The organism is Robinsoniella peoriensis, assembly GCF_000797495.1.
Classification (GTDB): Bacteria; Bacillota; Clostridia; order Lachnospirales; family Lachnospiraceae; genus Robinsoniella; species Robinsoniella peoriensis.
The window spans coordinates 287,881-310,484 of the sequence record NZ_JTGN01000006.1 but is presented as its reverse complement, the minus strand read 5'-3'; the positions used below and the strand labels follow the sequence as shown (position 1 = coordinate 310,484).

Annotated in this window: 7 protein-coding genes and 1 riboswitch; all 7 genes read left to right on the top strand. The window is 40.9% G+C overall.

Annotated features, from left to right (window positions below; genetic code table 11):
* Positions 1-4: 4 nt before the first annotated feature.
* The 7 genes from QR40_RS14225 (at position 5) to QR40_RS29880 (ending at position 22,561) form a co-directional block, all read left to right on the top strand.
* Entirely contained in the window at positions 5-379 is a 375-nt protein-coding gene (locus QR40_RS14225) for a hypothetical protein (RefSeq protein ID WP_044295633.1), read from the top strand.
* A gap of 272 nt (positions 380-651) precedes the next feature.
* Positions 652-8,343, top strand: a complete 7,692-nt coding sequence (locus QR40_RS14220; protein WP_044295631.1) for a leucine-rich repeat domain-containing protein — start codon at positions 652-654, stop codon at positions 8,341-8,343.
* Positions 8,344-8,602: 259 nt separating this feature from the next.
* Entirely contained in the window at positions 8,603-9,835 is a 1,233-nt protein-coding gene (locus QR40_RS14215) for a fibronectin type III domain-containing protein (RefSeq protein ID WP_044295629.1), read from the top strand.
* 29 nt (positions 9,836-9,864) lie between these two features.
* A complete protein-coding gene (locus QR40_RS31800; protein WP_160295817.1) occupies positions 9,865-10,008 on the top strand; it encodes a hypothetical protein in 144 nt (47 codons plus the stop codon).
* A 146-nt stretch (positions 10,009-10,154) separates the two neighbouring features.
* Complete coding sequence (locus tag QR40_RS14210; RefSeq protein ID WP_044295627.1) at positions 10,155-10,772, top strand: recombinase family protein; 618 nt, start codon at positions 10,155-10,157, stop codon at positions 10,770-10,772.
* 120 nt (positions 10,773-10,892) lie between these two features.
* Positions 10,893-10,969: riboswitch (cyclic di-GMP riboswitch) on the bottom strand.
* A gap of 160 nt (positions 10,970-11,129) precedes the next feature.
* Positions 11,130-22,019, top strand: coding sequence for a hypothetical protein (locus QR40_RS14205; protein ID WP_044295625.1), 10,890 nt, complete (start codon positions 11,130-11,132; stop codon positions 22,017-22,019).
* Positions 22,020-22,036: 17 nt separating this feature from the next.
* Positions 22,037-22,561, top strand: a complete 525-nt coding sequence (locus QR40_RS29880; RefSeq protein WP_052377646.1) for a hypothetical protein — start codon at positions 22,037-22,039, stop codon at positions 22,559-22,561.
* Positions 22,562-22,604: the final 43 nt, after the last annotated feature.

The following is a 22,604-nucleotide window of genomic DNA, read 5'->3' as shown; positions in this document are numbered from 1 at the left end:
TTATATGGAGAGCAGAATATTATTAAAAATTACCAGTATTCTCATGATTATTATGGGCGGGGTTACCCTGGTTTACCATCTTGTGCTGTTTGATGGGATTGGATTATTTGCAGAAGGATTGTTATCAAAAATTGTTTTAACAACGTTATTTATATACAGCGGCTATGCTATTTTTATGATTGTATCCGGTATTTTAGGATTAGTATTTAACAGGCGGGATGACAGAATGAATGTTATCAGAATACTGGGGACTATCATGTTTATCCTGCAGTTATTAGGGTTTGTCGGAGTGCTTTTGTCGGGAGATAATATTTTAATGAGTATACTGGGGCTATTATTACCCGGTCTGTATATTTTAGGAGCAAAAGACTATTATTAATTTTAAATTTGGAAATAACCGGTAAAATATCTGCCGGATTCTATAGATTTGAGTGGGTATGAAAATTGTGGGTGCCTTCCGTTGTATCAACACCGGGGGGCACTAAGGAAAATTTGAAGTGTGGGATCGGCGTATTGATAAACTCATCTGCTGCAGTCATTTTGCTGTGATCTATGCAGGTGATTTTATAAATTTTATTCAAAGGGGATGATTATATGAGTGTATTTACATGAAACCGTAAGTTGAGCATTACATAAGAAAAGGAGAGAAACATGGAAAACCGAAAGAGACAATTAATAGTGTTAATTTGTTTTCTGGCAGTTTTTGTATGCGGAATCTGTCTGATGAAAACGGATACACTTGCAGCTCCATCTCAAAAAAGCTTCTGGGATGTAGCGGATATCAATCCGGTATCCAATCCTGCAACAGAAAACTGGTTGACTACATTAATTGCAAAACAAATTGTGGGTTCGCCGAAGCCCACGCCTTCACAGCTTACCCAGGCACAATTTGATTCGATTGAGACACTTGTGATCAAAACGGTTCCCGGAAGTGGGAAAACCCCCTGGGAAGCGCCAAAAGAACTGGCTAATCTCAGGAATCTGAAAGAAATAGAATTTCAGGCGTTAACAACAGAAAGCGTATTTAATAATACACCAGATGAAATGTTTGAGATTCCATCCCTGAAAAAACTAAAGATCACCTATTACAAGGGGAATTTTCCGGCAAAATTATGTTTGGCTACTCAGATTGAAGAACTTGAGATACTGAATGGATCCGGTACTTTAGGAAGTAGTAAACAAACGGTAATACCACAGGAATTTGGTAATTTAGTAAATCTCAGGCGTTTAAATATTCAGGAGACGATGAGCAATATAACATTTCCGGAATCAATAGGAAACCTGGTAAATTTACAGTCTGTTGAACTTTCCGATGGAGAAGGGGTTATATTTCCGGAAGAACTGGGAAAACTGCAGCAACTGGAAATTTTCAATGCTGCAAATGTGGTAATGGATGAATTTCCGGCGGGACTCACTAACTGTAGAAGTTTAAAAGAATTGTCCCTGTATGGTAGAAATTATGCAGAAATACCGGTACAGATCTCTAACCTTACAAATCTGGAGAGACTGGAATTACTGTTTCTTCCGACCGGATGCAGGATCCCGGAAAGTATTGGACAGCTGTCAAAACTAAAATATTTATCCACGTACAGTGTATATTATAATGACCTGGATAAAGAAGTGGGGATAACACAGCTTCCGGAAAGTATTGGAAATTGTACCGAACTGGAAGAGTTAAATTTAACAGGGGCATCCATAACGTCTCTGCCAAAATCAATTACAAAGCTGAAAAAACTGACGAAGCTGGATTTGAGCCAATGCTTAAATCTGAAGAGCCTTCCGGCAGATATTGGCGCTTTGTCAGCACTGACACAATTGGATCTGGAAGTTGTCCTGCCAAATATCGGACAGATCAGTGTGTTGCCGGATTCTATTGTAAACCTGACGAACCTCACTGAATTAAAAGCAGGACAGCAGCAGCTGAAAACTCTGCCGGATAAAATCGGAGAAATGAGCGGTTTAACTGCAATTTATGTGGAAGGAAACCAGCTTACCCAGCTGCCGGATTCTATTGGACAGCTGAAAAATCTGGGTATTCTTCATGCACAGAGAAATAATTTAACAGAGATACCTGGATCAATCGGAAATTTGTCTCTGGGGCAGTTATTTCTACAGGGTAATCAGCTGACCTCGCTGCCGAAGGAAATTTCTGAGCTGGAAGGAAGCAGCTGGATGGGGCAGGTAGCAATCGATTTAAGCAACAATAAGTTCAAAACCGTTCCGGAAATTTCACTTTTTAAGAAAGCCACAGTGGCTTCTTTGGATTTATCAAATTGTGAAATTGAAGACTTAGGAGAATGGACGGGGGAGGATGGAAGCCCCGGAGCGCTCAACGGATTTTATGCTAATCAGAGAGTTGGCATATCCGTAAACTTATCCGGCAACCGTATTTTAAACATACCGGAGTCCTGGGAAGGCAAGGTGATTCCATCCAGTACAATACTAAAAGGACAGACAACTAAAGTAACAGCACAGTATAATTCAGGTACAAAAAAAGCAGTATTGACTAATCCACTGCAATATCATGGCGGAAAGCTGCCGATTGATAAATATACCATTTCCGGCGGTGGTAAATACGACTATAGTACCTATACATTTACCTGGGACAATGCAAAACCCGGAGATATGTATACCATCACTTTTGATGCAAAATCTATTTATAATTCCCAGGGAGAGAAGCTGTACCAATATTCCGGAACACTTTACGTCAGTGTAGGCGATGGAGTACAGACCGGACATACACTTAAACTGACAGCCAGAAATTCCCAGGGAGAGGATATAACCTGCCAATGGCCAAAGAGCTTCAAGAGCAGCTACGAAGTATTCCCGGATGAAACAATCCGATTTAAATTACCGGGTATCGCGGGATATACACTGGCATCTCCGATCGGTGATTTCTTACAGGGAAGCGGAGGAAGCATATCGGCAGCCGATGGATTCGTAACTATTTCCAAAATTACGCAGAATAGTGAAGTTGTATTCCATTATACAAAGGGATTGCATCGTATTCAGGTAGTACCATTAGAATATGGAACGGGTACAGATCTGACAGAACTGGCAGCAGATCCGAATTATCAATTTAATTATGAAGTAGAAGAAAACGGATCCATAACTATTCAAGCGCCTCTGATAAAAGGTTATACCATAAAAGGAGCTAGTCAAGTCACTCTGAATGAAGTAACTTCAGATCGTTCAGTGGAATTCACCTACACCAGAAATCCTGTAGAAGAAAAAGTGAATATAATAATTCAGGTAAAGGATGCAGATGGAAGAGACCTGAGTGCACTTGTAGACCAAGATGTTACACCTTTAAATAGAGAAGTTACAAAGGGAAGCAGCGTAAGAGTAGAGGCACCAGTGATAGGCGGATATAAAGTCCAGGGAGATAGTTTCCAGGAATTCAATCCAATCACGAAAGACGAGACAGTAACATTTACGTACAAGGAACAGCTGCAAGTCACAATTAAGGTAAAGGATAGCGCAGGAAAAGACTTGTCAAATCTGGTAAACCAGGAAACGACACCACTGGTAATTACGGCACTGAAAGGTGACAACGTAAGAGTACAAGCACCAGTGATAGACGGATATAAAGTCCAGGGAGATAATTTCCAGGAATTCAGTCCAATCACAAAAGATGAGATAGTAACATTTACGTACAAGGAACAGCTGAGCGTGACGATCAAGGTAAAAGATAGCGCAGGAAAAGACTTATCCAATCTGGTGAATCAGGAAACGACGCCACTGGTAATTCCGGCACTGAAAGGTGACAACGTAAGAGTACAAGCACCAGCGATAGATGGATATAAAGTTCAGGGAGAAAATTTCCAGGAATTCAATCCAATCACGAAAGACGAGACAGTAACATTTACGTACAAGGAACAGCTGAACGTGACGATCAAGGTAAAAGACAGCACAGGAAAAGACTTATCCAATCTGGTGAATCAGGAAACAACACCACTCGTGATACCAGTGCTGAAAGGTGACAATGTAAGAGTACAAGCACCAGTGATAGATGGATATAAGGTTCAGGGAGATAATTTCCAGGAATTCAATCCAATCACCCAAAATGAAACAGTAACATTTACGTACAAGGAACAGCTGCAAGTCACAATCAAGGTAAAAGATAGCGCAGGAAAAGACTTATCCAATCTGGTGAATCAGGAAACAACACCACTCGTGATACCAGTGCTGAAAGGTGACTACGTAAGAGTAGAGGCGCCAGTGATAGATGGATATAAAGTCCAGGGAGAAAACTTCCAGGTATTCAATCCAATCGCCCAAAATGAAACAGTAACATTTACGTACAAGGAACAGCTGCAAGTCACAATTAAGGTAAAGGATAGCGCCGGAAAAGACTTATCCAATCTGGTGAATCAGGAAACAACACCACTCGTGATACCAGTGCTGAAAGGTGACAATGTAAGAGTAGAGGCGCCAGTGATAGATGGATATAAAGTTCAGGGAGATAATTTCCAGGAATTCAATCCAATCACGAAAGACGAGATAGTAACATTTACGTACAAGGAACAGCTGAGCGTGACGATCAAAGTAAAAGATAGCGCAGGAAACGACTTATCCAATCTGGTGAATCAGGAAACAACACCACTCGTGATACCAGTGCTGAAAGGTGACAATGTAAGAGTACAAGCACCAGTGATAGATGGATTTAAAGTTCAGGGAGATAATTTCCAGGAATTCAATCCAATCACGAAAGACGAGATAGTAACATTTACGTACAAGGAACAGCTGCAAGTCACAATTAAGGTAAAGGATAGTGCAGGAAAAGACTTATCAAATCTGGTGAATCAGGAAACAACGCCACTCGTGATATCAGCCCTGAAAGGTGACAATGAAAGAGTACAAGCACCAGTGATAGACGGATATAAAGTCCAGGGAGAAAATTTCCAGGAATTCAATCCAATCACGAAAGACGAGATAGTAACATTTACTTACAAGGAACAGCTGAGCGTGACGATCAAGGTAAAAGATAGCGCAGGAAAAGACTTATCCAATCTGGTGAATCAGGAAACGACGCCRCTGGTAATTCCGGCACTGAAAGGTGACAACGTAAGAGTACAAGCACCAGTGATAGACGGATATAAAGTCCAGGGAGAAAATTTCCAGGAATTCAATCCAATCACGAAAGACGAGACAGTAACATTTACGTATAAGGAACAACTGCAAGTCACAATTAAGGTAAAGGACAGCGCAGGAAACGACTTATCAAATCTGGTAAATCAGGAAACGACACCACTGATAATTCCGGCACTGAAAGGTGACAATGTAAGGGTCGAAGCTCCAGTGATAGACGGATATAAAGTCCAGGGAGATAATTTCCAGGAATTCAGTCCAATCACGAAAGACGAGATAGTAACATTTACGTACAAGGAACAGCTGAACGTGACGATCAAGGTAAAAGATAGCGCAGGAAATGACTTATCAAATCTGGTAAATCAGGAAACGACACCACTGATAATTCCGGCACTGAAAGGTGACAACGTAAGAGTACAAGCACCAGTGATAGACGGATATAAAGTCCAGGGAGAAAATTTCCAGGAATTCAACCCAATCACGAAAGACGAGACGGTAGAGTTTATTTATCAGGAAGAAATAAAACCAATTGAAAAAGTAATGGTCACCATCCATGTAAATGATACTACCGGAAAAGATCTGAGTAATCTGGTAGATCAAAACGTAAATCCTTTATCCTTAGAAGTGGAGAAAGGGAGCGATATTACGGTTACGGCACCTGTAATTGAGGGATATAAACTACAGGGAAAGGGTAATATTAATTTCTTCCCGATTCAAAAGGATGAAATAGTAGAGTTCATTTATGAGGAAGAAGTGAGACCTGCAGAAAAAGTTACCGTGACCATTCTTCCTGTGGATACAGAGGGCAATGATTTAAGCAGCCTTGTGAACACGGAAGACAGACCATTAGTTTGGGAAGTGGAAAAAGGCAGCAATGTGAAAGTAGAAGCGCCTGAGATTGATGGGTATGTTCTTCAGGGAGAAAGTTCTAAAGATTTTTCACCAATTAAGCAGGGTGAGAACATTGTATTCACATATGCAAAAGAAGTAAAGCCGGTAGAAAAAGTAAATATAACCATTATACCGGTAGATGAACAGGGCAGGGATTTAAGCAGTCTTGTAAATCAGGAAGAAACACCGCTGCATCAGTCAGTGGAGAAAAATAGTAATGTGATTGTTTCTGCTCCTGTAATTGAAGGATACAAAATCCAGGGAGAAAGCTTTCAAGAATTTAAACCCATTTATCAGGATGAAACCGTGGTCTTTGAATATAAAGAAGCGGAGAAGCCTGTGGAAAAAGTAAACATTACAATTCTTTTAAAGGATGAGTCAGGAAATGATTTAAGCAGTCTTATAGACCAGGATATTTATCCATTGGCGAGGACAGCAGAAAAGGGAAGTAATGTGAGAATAGAGTATCCGGAAATGGAAGGGTATGAAATTCAGGGAGATAAAGTGAAAGACTTCTCACCGATTCTTCAGAATGAAGAGATCACATTTATTTACCGCAAAGAAGTAAAGCCGGTGGAAAAAGTTTCTGTCACCATACTTGTGAAGAATGAGCAGGGAAGAGACCTTAGCAGTCTGGTAGACCAGTCGGTTACACCATTAGTGGTGGAAGCGGAAAAAGGCAGTGAGGTCAGAATAGAAGCTCCATTCATAGATGGTTATGTAGTGACAGGCGAAGATGTGCAACTGTTTTATCCAATTGTCAGAGATGAAACGGTAGAATTTATTTACAAAGAAAAGGAAAAACCGGTTGAAAAAGTTAAAATTCACATTTTGGTAAAAGATGAGAATAACAAAGATTTATCCGGTCTGGTTGATCAGTCCGTATCACCGTTGGAAATTGAAGCGGTTAAGGGGGACAGCATAAAGATCTATGCACCTTCCATTGATGGTTACAACGTAAGCGGTCAGCCATATTATATGATTTCACCCATTACAGGAGATCAATCCGTAACTTTCTATTACAAACAAAAGGTAATACCCGTAGAGAAGGTAAAGATATATGTAAAAGTTTTTGATGAGTACGATAATAATATTAGTAATTTAGTTGATCAGTCCATCTATAAAATGGTGTATGAAATCGACAAAGGAAGCAGTATCGTCATCAATGCTCCATCTATTAAAGGATACGAGGTGATAAGCCAGTCTAAGATCCATTTACAGAATGTTAGGTATGAGCAGTCCGCAGCATTTTGTTATCGTAAAGTGCAGGAAAAACCAAAAAATCCTAAGCTTGTATTGAAACAGGATCGGGCAGAGATTTTTATGGGAGAAAATCTGCTATTAGGACAGATGGTATCAGTTGCCACCGACTCCACAAACCAGGATCTTAGATATAGTTTGAGGTATACGGTATTGCCATCGTTCCTGATTAATGGACAAATATTCTGCTCTCCTATTGCAGGGGAATTCAGAGTAGCCATAACATTGCCACATGCAGCAGGGAATGTAACAAAATATCTGCTGGTAAAGGTGAAAGATCGTCCGAAACCTGATTATGCAAAGCTTACTTTGAAAAAGAGTAAAGTAACAATCAAAGTTGGTAAGAAATTAGATTTAAGAACTCTAATCTCTGTGGCTCAGGATTCCAACGGAAAGAATATCAAAGATAAAGTAACATTCATTGCAGATAAAAAGAAAATGATCAAAAGGAATTACTTTGCAGCATCAAAAACAGGAACTTTCAAAGTTACCTTTAAAATGCCATATCAGAAAGGTACTATGAAAAAGCAGTTAAAAGTTGTAGTTAAACCTGCAAGTCCGGTTCTGCGCTTAAAGAAAACTGAGATTACGGTTAAATCCGGAGAAACAGTAAATCTGAATCAGTATATCAAAGAAGCATTGCAGTATAAGGGCGGTAAAAATGCTATGAAATTAGTAAAATGCAAAGTAGGCTCAGAAAATTTGTCAGAGAATATGAAGTTTAAAGCTGATAAGGCAGGTAAATATAAAGTAATGTATTCTTTGACAAATAAGTATGGTATCACCGTTAAGAAATCCATGTACATTATTGTAAAAGCGAAAAAGCAACTTCCTGTTCTTAAATTATCTACGGATAATTTAAGCATCACTCCTGGTAAACGCGTATATTTGAAAGATTTCATAAAAACAGCCAGTGATGAAAAAGACGGTCCGAACTTAAAGAGTAAAGTCATATGTACATTGAATGGTGAACGGCTTTTGGGCGATACATTCTATAGCTATAATACCGGAAGTTACACTATTTTATATCGGTTAACGAATCAGGCCGGACAGACCGCCATGGCAGAGTTAGTAATTAATGTAAAGCCCTGGAGAAGCTAAAATTTAGTATATTAATAACTTCTCCAAATGTTTAAAGGGATCCGCTGTACACAAATACAGCGGATCTTTTTGTCAAATATCCTCTGACTGGAAGGAAGTTTTTTTGCACTGAAATTCTATTTTTAAGGGTTAAAAGAATTAGAATATGTTGAAAAAAACAATTCATGCAGATAAATAGGCATTTCAGGACAAGTCTGGTATTTCAGAAATGAATCTATGATAAACTACCCTCAGAAAAGATTTAAGGAGGGAAATGAAAATGTATGATTACGATAAAATGAATCTGCACACAAAACGATATAAAAGAGCTGGAGCCATAATGGTGTTGGGATTTCTGCTTGCTTTGTTTTTTAGCATGTCAGCATTGGCTGCACCGGGCGCTCCCTCAGGATTGAGACAGACATATGCATCAGAAGGATCTGCCAAGGTCGTTTGGAATCAGGTTATGGGAAGCAGCATCCGATATGAGGTAGAATATTCACAAGACAACCGGAACTGGTATTCTGTTGGCTATACGATGACAAGTCTGGATTGCAGCAAGAGCGGACTTACCGCCGGAATGACATATTACTTTAGAGTCAGGGCTTATGAAAATCAATACCCCAATAAGATATATGGACCATGGTCAGCTGGAATAGCAGTTGCTACTACACCGGTTCAGATTCCATATCAGAAAGTAATACAGACAAATGCCGGTACATCAAGTGTAACACTGCAATGGGATAAATCAGCGGGAGCAACCGGATATAATGTATATCAGATTGAAAGCAATCAGGAGATCTATATAGGAAAGACGGCAGCCAATACTTATACCATTAATAATCTAAAGGCAGGCGGAACTTATAAGTATAAAGTATATCCGGAACGGAGCGCAGGCGGTTATACAGCGGTGGCCAGCTATGGTACAACAGTTTATGATGTAAAAACAGTACCGTCAAGTGTAAAGAATATTTTTACCGATTATGGATACGCAAATATCAAAAAAGCAAGTATTCAATGGGAAAGAGCAGAAAACGCAAATGGTTACGAAATTGCTTTATACTCTGCTAAAAACAAAAAAATAGGATCCACAAAAGTTATAAACTATAACACTAACAGCTATACATTTTCAAACATAAAAAAAGACTTTTATAAAGTAAAAGTTCGCGCCTATATTCAGTTAAAAACAGGTAAGAAGTATAGTTCCTGGTCAACCTCCTACATTGCAATTCAACCAAAGGTGGAAGGTAAAAAATCCGGAACGGGAATTAAGGCCTCCTGGGACAAGATAAATGGAGCAACAAACTATACTGTATACATTTCAAGCAAACGTAATTCCGGTTATAAAAAAGCCACAACAACAAAATCAACAAAAACTATAATTAAAAAATATGGTAGCAGCAGGCTGAAAAAAGGCAGAACATATTATATCTACGTAGTAGCAAATAAGAAAGTCGGAAGTAAGACTTACAGAAGCAGTGATAATTACACTTATCAAGTTCGATACAGATAAACCTGTTTTCTGATTGACAGGAGGAGAAAATGGCGGCAACATTTGGGATTATGATATTAAGTGGATTTATAATTATGCTATATGGATGTATTAAAATTAATACCCATTATGATATCATCATTGATGACTGGGAACAGGAAGCGTACTTAAAAATGATTAATAAAAAGTATTAGTTGATTCTATACTTTGAATAATAGCGGAAAGAATTGTAAAAATGCACAATTCTTTCCGCTTTTTTAATTAAAAAAAATATTCCAGTTCAAAATTATAAAAATTGTGGCATAATAATTCATGAATATTCACAAATGGAGGGAATGCAATGAAAAGCCAGAAATATGGATACGTACGCGTATCAACAAAAGATCAACACACAGACCGTCAACTGGCAGCTATGGAAAAAGCTGGTATATTATCAAGTCATATATTCGAAGACAAACAATCGGGTAAAGACTTTGATCGTCCGCAGTATAAAAAGCTAATAAAAAAATTAAAGGCTGGAGATGTATTATATGTAAAATCGATAGATCGCCTGGGAAGAGATTATGATGAAATAATATGCCAATGGCGCAGATTAACGAAAGTAATAAAAGCCGATATTGTCGTCATTGATTTTCCTCTGTTAGATACAAGAGTTAAAGAAAATGATATAACAGGTATCTTTATAGCAGACCTTGTCTTACAGATTTTGTCCTATGTTGCGCAGATAGAAAGAGAAAATATCCGGCAAAGGCAAAAGGAAGGAATTGAAGTTGCCAAGGTAAAAGGAGTACAGTTCGGTCGTCCCAGTAAAGAGCTACCGGCTAATTTTACAAACGTATATGAACAATGGTCTGAAAATAGAATCAGTGGCAGGGAAGCTGCCAGAAGATTAGAAGTAGATCATAAAACTTTTTTTAAATGGGCTTTACAAAGCAATCAATTGAATGAATCCCTATAATAAATTAATTGTAATATATTGTCGAAAATATATTGTTTTTGGAGAAAAAGGTAGACTTTTTTCCCCAGCTAAAAATACATAAAAATGACAGCCAGCATGCAGGCATAATCCAAGAAGGAAGTCGGCAGCTGGCTGTCATTTTACAGACCCTGATAGCTTTGCGTCACAGGCTTTCGCCTGTTTTGCTATTGTCATATATCACGTATTCTTTTGTTACAGTTTTCTTACTTGCCTTATTCTATCACATCTGAAGAAAAAAGTCTGATTTAATCACCAGTAATTTCCAGGAACCTATTAGAATGAATAAAAGAAAAGCCTTTGTTATAGGCAATATTTATAAAATCGGAGGGAGCACAAATGAATAAAAAAGTAAAAAAAATAGTGGCTGTTATGCTTTGCATCGGTATTATCATATGCAGTCCGGGAATAACAGAGGCTGCTGGAACAGCAACAGAAAAATACAATCTTATCGGAAAAGTAAATACGATAAGCGAGTATTCCGGTGAAACAAAAAAATCAGTTTCGGAAAATGAAACAAAACTAGAAAAGGCAACAGATTCAGAAAAGGGGACTGAATTACAGAGGAAGACGGATACAGAAAAATTCACCACAGAAATAAATAAGACCCCTTTGACAGAAAAAAATATATCGAATACAGAAAAAAAGGCAGAAGCAGCAGGGACAGATAAAAAAACTCAGGAATCAAAAGACAGCACAAAGGAAACTCAGTCGGAATCCAAAGAGAACCAAAGCCAGGAGTCACCGGTGCTCTATTGGGATCCATCCGCTGATGCAGACAAAAATACGGATGATAATAGTCGGGATGGTAAAAGTGCTCAGACTCCTTTGACAAATATAGAGGATATATTCAGTAAGGCAGCGGATTTGAAAAAGTTACCCGGAGATGAGGTTACAGTTTATGTTATGTCCTCAATGAAAATCAATTCTTCTGAAAAAGCAGAATTAGATGGAAGAGGCATACGGTTTGTTAATTGGGCAGAAAGAAAAGGGGAAGACCAGTCAATATTTCTTATCGAAGAAGGAGGGGCTGTACTTTCTAATATGACATTAGCCTCAGCCGCCGGCAGAGAAAACCAGACACTTATCAGGGTTACGGGCGGAAGCCTTGTGATAGGAGTTGGGCTCAACGTTCAGGGTAATCTGGAATTGGACTACAGAAACAGCCAGGGGAAGAAGCCTTCCATTCAGATTCTGAAAGAATTAGAAAAAGGCAGAACTTACACTATATCTGTACAGGCGGATGCAAATGTAAACGAGGAAATGGCGTTATCAGCACTCTATGAAAATGGGGAAAGCGGAGATAGCTTATTAAGTCATTTTACGTTGGAACAGAGCGCAAAAAATAATTGGAAACTTTGGGTTAAGGAGGACACAGCAAAAGAAATTTATTTAACGCTGCTGTCTAAAACAGATGATAAAGATACAACAAAAGATACAACAAAAGATACAACAAAAGATGAAACCAAAGATGTAGAAAAAGATGTTTCTAAAGTTTCTCCAAAAGATGAAGATAAGACAGACATAAAAGAGCCTGAAAACAATACGGAAAATAAAGTCCGTTCATCGGCTCGCGCAGTGGGCAGCCAGATCGTCTATTGGAATGTAAATAAGGATGCATCAAGTCCCGAAGGTGACCGACCTGCGATTCCGGGAGGCAATGATGGGAATTCGGGTATTGATGATCAGCATCCGGTTCAGAGCTGGGAAAAGGCGAAAGAATTGCTTGGCGGAGAAGGCGGAACTGTTATTGTAATGAGTCCGGTAGTCGTAGGTGATCCGGAGTTTACTCAGAATGGTGTGCCGATAACGGAGCTGGATGGTGAAAATAAGATTGCGTTGTCTCAATGGGAGAAATATCCTACGGAAGTTTTGATCATTCCTCCGGGTGAAACATTTAAAATGTCTAATATTGACGTAGCCTGTAAACAGGGTATCGGTATAAGAATTGCAGGAAGTTATGACGGCGCATCAGGTGATGTTCTTGGCAAGCTGGTGATCGGAGAAGGAATGACCATAACAGGAGGAAGCATCCAGACAGAATTGGATCCGGAATACAGGGACCGTCTGGCAGATTGTACGATAGAACTGGCCGCTGATCCGGGAAACCGTAAATTTAATGTTTATTTTTCGGGGTTAGACGACAATCAGGTATATCAGTATGCAGATGTAATTATGGGACCCGCCGGAAGCGACGCGTCAGATTACCTGGATGCATTTGTTCTCCACAGCCGTAATCAAAATGCCGGGTGGGGACTTCGTAAGGATACGTATGAGGATAGTGACGGTGTATTTGAAAATCATATTGAACTTTATCGTAAGTTTGTCTTTACCGGAGTCTATCTCAATGGACAGAAAGGAAACGATGCGTGGTTTGGAGGAAACTGTAACTGGCCAGTGAAAACCTTCGCCCAGGCAAAAAAGATATTATTAGAAAACTGGGATGAGATTGCGCCCCAAAACAGAGTGATCTATATCTGTGATACCGTTGACATTACCGGAACAGAGGTATGGAATTTCATCGATGATGCAGGGAAAGACAGAAGCAGTGAAGCGAAAATTACCTGCTGTAAGACAAATACTGATTACACGACACACCATAAAACGGTGCCGGGTACGCTGGTGTCAGTAAAAGACGGAGGAAACCTAACTACTTCCTCACTTCTGATGGAATATGACTATAAAAATAACAGTAATATCATGATAAATGTACTTCCCGGGGGAACCTATACCTCTGAGGATGGTACTGTTTTAAGAGGTTTTAACAGCTCTTATCTGGGGATCGGAGTTCAGGTTCAGGGAGCATCCGGCAAGGAAACAAGGTTTACAATGAACGGGGGGACGATAACCCGGAAATCACTGGGTGTATCTGTAATAGGTGTAAATAAAAATGATACGATTTTTACTTTAAATGGAGGTAGCATTACCGACAACAGCGGTGCGGACTCAGGCAGATACGGAGCCGGAGTTTATGTAAGCAATGCGCAGCTGGATATGACAGGGGGAACAATTAATTCCAATCTGTCGTTATCTGATTATTATAAAGGCTTTGGAGGCGGTATTTACGCTGCCGGTTCAAACAGTATCCTCAACATCAGTGGAGGAAGCATCACCAATAATGAGGCAAGAGGAACAGGTGCCTCATCTGGAAGCAGTTCTTCCTACAATAGTTATGGCGCCGGAATCTATATAACTGGTGGAGAACTAAATTTAAGTGGAACCGCAGTAATATCAGATAATACTGGTACAGGCTATTACGTTTACGGAGGCGGTGTATATCTGGGTTCCGGTGTGAAAATGGTAATGGATGGTGGAAAGATTTCCGGAAATAAAGCAATTGGAACAAGCAGCAGCAGTCGTTATGGCGGAGGAATCTACAGTACCGGAGGTAATTTAACTATCAAAGGGGGTATTATTGAAAATAATACTAATACATATTATGGGGGAGGGGTCTATTCTACCGCTGGCAGTTTTTCGATGTCAGGAGGAACAATCCAGGGAAATGAAAGTTATTATGGAGGTGGATTGTATCTCAATGGCGGATACTCAAGCAGTCGTTATTCCATTACAGGCAGCATCATACAAAAAAACTCCAGCCAGTATGGAGGCGGCATTTATACTTCCAGCAGTTATTTAGATATTCTGCAGGGGGTGGAGATAAAAGAAAATAATGCGGTATCCAGTGGCGGCGGATTATATATTAGTGGAAATACGATAAAAGTAACAGAGTCGTATTTAAAAGATAACACAGCTCAGTATGGCGGAGGTGTTTGTACAGTCGGTGGAGTGATATATTTGGAGGATACGGAAGTTTCCGGTAATCAAGCAACTGAAAACGGTGGTGGTTTTTTCAACAATGGAGGAACTTCTTATATTGGAACCGGCTCTTCCCTTACAAATAACACCGCGGTGAATCAGGGCAGCAGCTGCTATATATCCAGTGCTATGTGGTTTTTAGGCGGAACCTATGATTCGAAAAATACAGAGGCTGGCAAGTTCGGGATATATCTGGATATAAGTACTACTTCTTCCTACAGGATTTACATTGATCCGGAAGCGCTGGATATGAAAGATAAGATCTTTTTAAATACGGCAACAAGTAAATTATATTTGCTTGAAAAAGTGCCGGTAACCGGTTCAGAAGGAAAAATGCCGTTATACTTAAACAAAAATGCTTTTGAAGTGGGCAGTGTAGTCGTTACGCCGGCAAAATATGGCGCAGTTAATGTTACTGATAAAACATATACGTATTCAAATATTCAGGATGCAGAGCCTTATGTTTCCTATTTTACAGGAGGTGAGATACCGCCGAAGACCCAATTGGGAGGATTTAATAAAAATATTATTCTGGTTGGAGAAGGGGTTTATCTGGATGGAACCAATGGAAGTGATTCAAACGCAGGGACCTCTCCGTCTAATGCAGTGCTTACATTTGAGAAGGCAAAAGATATTTTGAAAGACAGGATTGCAGAGGCAAAAATAAATGCCCAAAAGGCTGCGGGAGATCCGGGCTATGATCCGGATGGATTTGAGCCTTACATTTACATATGCGGGGAGGTAAGGATACCTGCAGACGCCGGAGATCAGAAATGGGAGCTGGATTATGAAGCAGAAGAGTTTGTTCAGTCTGACACGACTAATTCCCAAGGGAATGTCATTAATACAAATCTGGCACAGGTAAAACGGTTTGCCAGTTACTATGGCGTTATGGCCAGATTGTTAAACAATGGTTCCGGCAAATTTACCGTGGGCAAGCTTCTGATGGACGGAAATGCAGGCGCTGTAGACGGGGCTAATAATACGATTCAGGCTATGATTTATCTAACCTCCAATACATCGCTGATATTGGAAAACACAATTTTGCAAAATAACTACAGTTATGGAGTTGAGAGCGCAGGAGGCAGCATTTTGATGAAGGGGCTTAATCCGGATCAATCGGACGGAGCGGTAATCCGTTGGCATGGGAACTGGGCAGTCAGGTTGTTAAGCGGCGGAACTCTAACGATGCAGGATCATTCGGGTATAGAAAATTACAGGTACCTGAATAATGACAGCAGTCAGGGGAACCTGCCAGGACTTAATAGCAGTACAGGCGGCATTGGCATACAAGGAGATAATTCCAAAGCTATTATGAATGATTCTTCATATATTCTGGCCCCGGGCAGGTATGGGGCAGGCCTGTTAGGAAGAACGACAGTATCGGATACGCCAATGCTGGAGATGAATCAGGATTCGTCCATTCTACAGTCTGATATAGGTATATACTTGTACGCAGCGAATAATGTTGCATCCTTACATGACAATGCCCGGATTCTGAAAAGCAGCAGAGGTGTTTATGCAACGTTGGTTTCAAAAAGCAGCCGTTTCAATATGGACGGAAACTCTGCCATTATAAATGAAAACAAAGATTATGGTATTTATTTATATAATATAACTGCTACAAATTCTGATGCTGATAATTTATCTGTTGTGTTGGATGGAAATGCAAAAATTGAAGGATCAAGCTACGGTGTGTATGGAAATTCTTCTTATGCGATCAATAACACCAGTATTATTTTGCGGGGTAAGTCCAGAATAGGTAAAAATAGCTATGGCATATACTTTGATTATTGTACCACTTCAACCAGTACCGCGGTACGTCCTAAAATTATACTGGAAGGCAATGCCGTTATTGGAGGGACTTCACGTTCGGAAGCAAATTCCAATTATGGAATCTGGTCCAAAAGATCATGTGCAGTGGAAATAAAAGACAGTGCCAAAGTTTCGAATAATGGATCATATGGGATTTATCTGGAGCGATATAAGACAACAAGTTCCAGTTATTATACCGGGCCCAGCAGTATTCTGATGTCAGGAGATGCATCGGTAAACGACAATGGTAATAACGGTATTTTTAATGATGATTATTTATATACAAGCAGTGGCATAACAACGATTTATCCAAATGAGATCGAGATGACTCTGGAAGGTACCGCTAAGGTTATCAATAATCAGGGGAAGGGGATTATCGTCGGTTCAAAGGGGACACTCACGCTTAAAGATGGTATTGAGATAAAGGGGAATCGCAGTACATCCATTGGAAATGCGGTGGACTGTGCCGGTAAGCTGAATCTGGGCGGTAAGGCTGAGGTATCAGGAGAGATCTATATACAGGATGTGAATAAGCCCGTTACGCTGTTAAGTGAACCGGATAATCAGAAGTTTAATATCGGGTGCAGCGATAACTTTATCGGACAGGTCTTAGTGGAACCGGATACAGCCCTTACTGCAGGTGCAGATCCTTTTATCGACAACTTTATAAAAACTGCTAATTTTCCAAAAGATAAATCTATTAAGGCACGGACACCGAATCTGATTGTTCAGGGTGAGAATAATGTATATCTGGCGGGACAGGGGGCGCTTACGCCCACTCTGGTACCGGGAAATGACAGTAATAACGGTGGGAGCCGGGGGGCGCCAGTGGCAACATTCGCCAAAGCAGCGGAAATATTAAAAACATTAGATGCCGGAGCCAGTATTATCATCTGCAATTATCCGGTAGATTTCTACTCGTCGTCTTCGGCTAAGCCCCAGGGGGATACCTGGAGCTTTGATGAGGGAGGATCCTTTACAAATGATAAAGGGGATACCTGGAAACCAAAAGTATTAAGGGATGAGCAATTTTTTGGACATATGATACAGCTTGGCGGAAGTGCGGTATTCACGGTAAAAAACATTACAATTGATGGAAATAAAGAAAATATCCCGTTGAATACAGCAATTTCCGGTTCCATTATCAATGTCAATAGCAGCAGCGCCGTAGTCAATTTAGAACAGGGGGCGTATTTACAGAATAACCGTAAGACAAATTCCAATGAAGGCGGAGCAGCAATTTTAAATTCTGGCAATGTGAATATTAAGGGTGGAAATATTGTTGGTAATGAATGCTATGGGCTGTCTTCTAGCTATGCATATGCTGCCGGCATCTATAATTACGGTAAGGTAATCATGACTTCCGGTCATATAGATGATAATGTAAACCGGTCTGCCAGCTATAGTTATGGAGTTGGTGTTTACAATTATAATGTCTATTCGACATTTGAATTTTCCGGTGGGACCATTTCCGGAAACAGAACTGAAAAAATAACATCAACGATCTCTGGAACGGCTTTTTATAATGCCGGAACACTGAATATGTCGGGAAGCGCAGCAATTACAGGGAACATCTCAGATTCGTCAAGCTATTCGGCAAACATAATGGGAACTGTATTTAACAATGGAACCATTACAGTCAACGGCGGAATAATTTCTGATAACGAATTGATCTACAATGGTACCAATACCTCACCTACTTATGGTGCGCAGGGCGGCGGAATATTCGTTAACAGCGGCCAGGTAACGATAAATGGTGCGGAGATACAGAATAATATATGCAGAGCACTTAGAACGGAAAGCACATCAACTTCCTATAGCAAAGGTGGTGCTATCTCCGTAGTAGGGGGAACGTTAAAATTCCTCAGCGGAAACATCAGGGGAAACAAAGCTAACAGAGGTGCAGGAATCTATTATTACGGAAGTTCCTCTAAGGTGGATGTGGCGGGTGGAGTAATCCGCGATAACATACCACTGAGCACTGCAATACCTGCAGAAAAAATAAATGCCGGTATTTATATTGAGGGACCATCCTTCAATCTGAAGGGCGGCGGAAGTGTGATTTCTGACAGAATTTATCTTTCCAGTACATCCTATCCGTTGGTTTTGGGTGGATCCATATATCAGAGAAACAGGAAATACATGATTGACTGTTCCGGCAGTTTTCAAAAAGGCAGCGTTGTGGTAAAAGCGGATAATGATGTTATTTTAGATGCTACCGGTTACCTTGCATATTTTACAACTCAGGTAGCAGGCTATGTTCTGGAAAAGCAGGCACCAAATCTTGTACTTAAGCAATGTGTTTATATAGACAGTGAAAAAGGTTCAGACAGCAATAACGGTGCTAATCCGGACAGGGCTGTTGAGACTATGGCTAAAGCAATATCTTTGGGGGGCGGAAATAATTATGTAATATATGCCAGCGGTCCGATTGAAGTGAATAAACAAGAGACCTGGGATCTGCCTGATACAGCCTGGATAAGCCGTTATACCGGATTTCCAATTTATGGAGCAGGCAAAGAATGGGCAGCATATACAGGACCGGTTGTCCGGGCAGCTGCGGGTGCAGACCTGAGGCTTGAAAATATCCGGATATTGGGAAGAAGGGAAATAGATGACGTTATAGAAGGAGATTCCTTAATTCGGATAGATCCGGGAGCATCTGTCAGCATGAACACAGATACTAAGTTAAGGCTAAACAATCTCCCAGCGGGTAAAACAGGAGGTGCAGTAAATAATAATGGAGGTACCCTTACCGTAAATGGTGGGACCATACAGGACGTAAGCGCATTAAAAGGAAGTGCAGTCTATCAGGGCGGATCTATGAGCATTGCAGGCTCCTCAACTATTAACGGGGAAGTATATCTGACAGGCAGCGGTGCTGACGAAGCAGCCAGCAGTTACATCAGCGCAGACGAAACTTATAAACCTGTCAACGGTACGGTATTAAAACTGAACATGGACAATCCATATGGAGGACGCCGTGTAATCGAATATCCTGCAGGAGCGGTGCCTGACAGCAACACAAAGAAATATTTCAGCCTGGATTCGTCGATTTTGGCAATTTATCATTTGGAGAACAGAAGCAGCGATAAGAATATCCTGGAACTTCAGCAAAAAGGGGTTGTTTATCTCAATGGTGAAAGCGGAGATGACAGTGAGGATGGAAAGACGCCAAAAAAGGCAGTCCGTACACTGGAAAGGGCATATGAAATTCTAAAGGCAGGTGCTGAAGGAGGCGTAATCACAATCGTCGGAAAAGTTACCGTAGATGATGAAATCAAAATGAATAATATAAATGATTCAACAGGAGCACACGGATATTATGAAAACGTCGTCAAAGTAATTGATGCAAAAGGTCCGGTCTACTTCCAGAGATACGCACAGCCGGATGCATGGGAAGAATGGGAGGAAGAGCGGCCTGAAAAAGATCAGTATAAAACACCTACCTATACCGGCGTAATGATAGAAATAGCTGCTTCCGGAAAATTAACTGTTGATAATGTTTATTTCGACGGCCACAGCCAGGAAGTAGTAGGGAATCCATTATTTGCAGCAGGTAAAGTAGAAGCTGGGGCGCCGATCTTCCAGGTGAAGGGAAGCCTCATTATACCGGCAGGCGCAACGATATACCGAAATAATAATACGGCTGCTGATGCAAAGAGTGCAGGTGTCTATGTTGATGGAGGTACCTTCCAGGCTGTCAGTGTTGAAATCTCGGATGTGAAAACGCCAAACGGCAAAGGCAGCGCTATTTACCAGGACGGAACCTGTATCTTAGACAGGGCACCCAAAATAGAAGGAACGGTGCACCTGACCGGTAGCGGAAGCATCGGCAATACAGCGTCCAGTAAATTTATCGAAATCTCTCTGCGTGGCTTCAAACCGGTGAATGGTGAATTGCAGATAACGATGGATGATCCGTATCTTGGCAGACCGCTGGTACAGTATCCGGGACGGACAAGTACCCAGGAGCCCTATGAGCCAACCCTGGAAGAGGCATCCATGTACCAGCTTGAAAGGTCCGTTACCGACATTTATTCCAAAGGAAGCCGTACAGGAGAAGTAAACATGCTGGAGCTGCAGTTCCGCCGCAGAGTATATATTGATGGTGTGAATGGAGATGATGATACAAATAGCGGAGGGCTGCCTAATGATGCGGTTCGGACACTGAAAAAAGCGTATGAGCTGCTGAAGAATATCGGCGGAGGTTATCTGTATGTAGTAGATACGGTAAGCGTTGACAAAGATATTTCGTTATCGTCAACCTCTTATTCGGAGGCAGGCAGTCCGGGCGAAATCAGCATTATCGGGGGTTCCGTAGACATTCGAAGATACGTGGTTCCCGATGCCATGAAGGTAAATCCTAACTTTAGCAGTCCGGGCAGCCATACAAAAGAATTGTTTAAAGTAAAAGAAGGCAGCAGTTTGAGCCTGCAGCAGATTCTTATTGATGGGCACCGCTTGCCGGTTGCCAGCGGAGATCCTATGGAAGATGTTGCGGAAGCAACAAAGTCTGAGGCACCTCTGATTATTACAGAAACAAGAAGTACCCTGAATCTTAATGAGGGAACAATCCTGGAACACAATGATAATACGTTGTCATCAAATGGAAAAGAAGAAGGAGGAGCAATAGCGAATCATGGAAATCTGAACTTAGACGGAGCTGTGATAAAGAATAACAGTGCAGGAAAAGGTGCCGGTATTTACCAGGATGGATATTTTACCATCGTATATGGTGCAGCCAGACTGGCAAATCAGGAGATCTATCTGACAACAGAGAATACTGGGACACAGGACAATCCGGTCTGGGGAGCTGACCGGGTGATACATATCCAGGAAAAGCTGAATGCAAGTGATTATCTGGACATCGGTGCCGACAATCCGGTAAATGGAAGAGATATCGCAGTGTATGACATCAAGGAAGCATATGAGGATGCCGTTGACGATGAGTATTACCACTATAAGCTTGGGACGTCCATTACCTCGGTGAACCCGGCGCTTTATCTGGTGGAATCAACCACGGAGAATGACACTTTGGAACTATACAATTATGAAATTATGGATATTTCAGTGCCATTAGAGGTCTGCCTGGCGGCAGTGGAAAACCCGCTTCAGGCAAGTGCAAAAAACAAAAATATTCGTAATGCTTCATTAGATGCACCGGATTATACCATTACAAACGGTGGTAAATATAAGACAAAAGTCACTGTAGTGGCATTTAGAAATGACAATCATACCGAGGGAATTACGTGGGATCAGATGATACTGGTAGGAGATGAAACGGAACTGACAGGATCAGATCTGGATAAAAAGCTCTATCTGGCAGTAGCGGGAGCAGACCAGGAAAGCAGCAACGGTTTTGCAGGACTTTCGGAATCTGCCCTTTCAAAAGCGAATACCACACCCATAGAATTCGGGGAATTAGAAGCAGGTGCATCGGGGAAATTTACGTTTAAAGGAACAGCTGATACGGCATTTTTTGAGAAATATAATGATACTTTATTTGGTACCTCTTATACGGAGCCGGATACTTATGTAAAAGAAAATGCCAGGGCGAAATACCAGATGGTTTATAAATTTGAATTAGTCCGCTGACAGTAAAGGAGCAATTTATGGAAAAGAAAAAGAGAAAGGTCAAAAAATGGGCCGTTCTGCTGCTGCTCCTTCTTCTGGCGGCAGCAGCTGTGGCAGGGTATTTCCTGCTAAATAGAAATAACATGGATGATACCAGTAAATATTGGTTTGACAAGATGGCAAAGGACGGCACACTGGAGGGGAAAACCCCTACAGAGCTGCAGGGTATGCTGGACGGCATTGTACAAGAAGGGATGTTCAATGTTTCTATGAATGTAGAACCGGTGTTTGAAGATGGTAAAAGTGAAGGTAATCTGGGGATTGAAAATATAAAAGAGAATAGATATTACTGCCGTGTAACGCTTACTCTGGATAAAGACCATACAGTTCTTTATCAAAGTGACGGCTTAAAACCGGGTCAATACATAGACAAGGTAAAACTGGATCATAACCTGGAAGCAGGGGAGTATGACTGCACAGCAGTTGTAACTGCAACCGACCCGGAAAGCCTGGAGGATATCGGCCAGGTGAATGTCAAAGTCAGGGTTAAGATCCTGAACTGACGATCATTTGATTTAAATGGGTTTGCCATTTACCCTTTTAAAA

Coding starts and splice junctions, on each gene's coding strand:
- QR40_RS14225 (WP_044295633.1), top strand. CDS start 5: ATGGAGAGCAGAATATTATTAAAAATTACCAGTATTCTCATGATTATT.
- QR40_RS14215 (WP_044295629.1), top strand. CDS start 8,603: ATGTATGATTACGATAAAATGAATCTGCACACAAAACGATATAAAAGA.
- QR40_RS31800 (WP_160295817.1), top strand. CDS start 9,865: ATGGCGGCAACATTTGGGATTATGATATTAAGTGGATTTATAATTATG.
- QR40_RS14210 (WP_044295627.1), top strand. CDS start 10,155: ATGAAAAGCCAGAAATATGGATACGTACGCGTATCAACAAAAGATCAA.
- QR40_RS14205 (WP_044295625.1), top strand. CDS start 11,130: ATGAATAAAAAAGTAAAAAAAATAGTGGCTGTTATGCTTTGCATCGGT.
- QR40_RS29880 (WP_052377646.1), top strand. CDS start 22,037: ATGGAAAAGAAAAAGAGAAAGGTCAAAAAATGGGCCGTTCTGCTGCTG.